This is a genomic window from Bradyrhizobium sp. LB14.3, from assembly GCF_040547985.1.
Classification (GTDB): Bacteria; Pseudomonadota; Alphaproteobacteria; order Rhizobiales; family Xanthobacteraceae; genus Bradyrhizobium.
The window spans coordinates 1-1,479 of sequence record NZ_JBEPQT010000090.1 but is presented as its reverse complement, the minus strand read 5'-3'; the positions used below and the strand labels follow the sequence as shown (position 1 = coordinate 1,479).

The 1,479-nt window shown below is 63.6% G+C and carries 1 protein-coding gene; it reads right to left on the bottom strand.

Features of this window, described 5'->3' with window-relative positions:
* Positions 1–1,379, bottom strand: a 1,379-nt coding sequence (locus ABIB00_RS38965) for an integrase catalytic domain-containing protein (protein WP_354108008.1), incomplete at its 3' end; no start/stop codon positions are given.
* Positions 1,380–1,479 lie beyond the last annotated feature (100 nt).

Genomic DNA, 1,479 nt, shown 5'->3' with positions numbered 1-1,479 from the left:
ATGGCGAGCGCAGTTAGCTGCGGCTGCTCGGCGAGCCAACCCTCGATCACAGCAATATGCGGATCGAGCTTGGACGGCATGCGAACCCTGGTTTTATAGGGCCGACGGGTGCGCCGGTGTGTGGCACGTGGCTCGCCGGAGGTCGTCGTCTTGCCGAGCGTCTTCGCAAAGGTGGCTGTGGTGGCTGGCGCGGTGCTCGTGCTGGCGGCTTGCAGGCCGCGCACTTGTCCGGCACGACGATCGACGCGATTGCCGAGTTCGTCCTGGGTCGCGCGAATCTCGGCCAACAGCCCGACCGGATCGAGCGAGCGATACTGATCGCGCAGCCGCTTCTTTACGGCTGCGGTGACCTTGGGATGCGCCAATGCACGCTCATAGGGTGTTGATGGGAGATGATAGCGCTTGATCACTTTAGCCCCTTCGCGGCGCTTCTCCTTCAGCTTGAATGACGGCTGGAAGAAGTTGACGTAGAGCCTTGCCGCCGCATAGAGGCGACCCATCACGCGCGCCGTCTCGACGCCATCGAAGCGGCCATAACCCATGAGGCGGCGGACGACGGCACCATTCTTCTGCTCGACGAACGCCTGATCGTTCTTCTTGTAGGCGCGCGAGCGTGTGACTTCGAGCTTCTGTTCGCGACACCATGGCACTACGACATCGTTCATGAAGGCGCTGTCGTTGTCGAAGTCGACGCCGCGCAACAGCCAGGGGAACAGGCTCTGTGCGCGGTTGATCGCCTCGACGACCAGCGAACCTTCCCGCGTCACCAACGGCAGACACTCCGTCCAGCCCGTGGCGACATCGACCATCGTCAAAGTCTGGATGAACGAGCCAGCCACCGACGTTCCGCCATGGGCGACCATGTCGACCTCGCAGAAGCCAGGCGGCGGGCTGTTCCAGTCATTGAACGTGCGGATCGGGACCTCGCGCCGGATTGCCGAATAAAATCCGGCACGGCGTCGCCTGCCACCGCTCGCCGCGACCTTCACGTCCACGAGCAGGCGGTCGATGGTTGCGGGGCTGATCGAGAGAACACAGTCACGATCCGCCTGGCCAAGTCGCAATCGGCCATGTTGCTCGAGGGCAGGCAGCAAGGTCGGGATCATCACCTTGAGCCGCTTGCCGCACACCCGATCCGACGCCTCCCACAGCGCCGTCATCGCGTCCTTGATCGTCGCACCATATCTACGCTTGCGCTCTCGCGGTGCCTCAACTGCGCCGGGCCCAACCGTTGCGCGTCGCCGGAGTGCGCGCACCGCATGCTTGCGATGCCAGCCCGTCGTCGCGCACAGCTCGTCAAGGATCCGCCCCTTCTCCGCTCGTTTGGCCGATCGGTAACGTTCCATCACCGCCGACACCACCTCGCGCCTCGCGCCCATGCTGATCTTTCCCGCCATGGAGGCCAGCGAACCAATTTGGTGGCGCCGCTGCATTCATCGGCGAGAAGTTGTCCAGTAACATTCTGGGTGAGGCAATGCG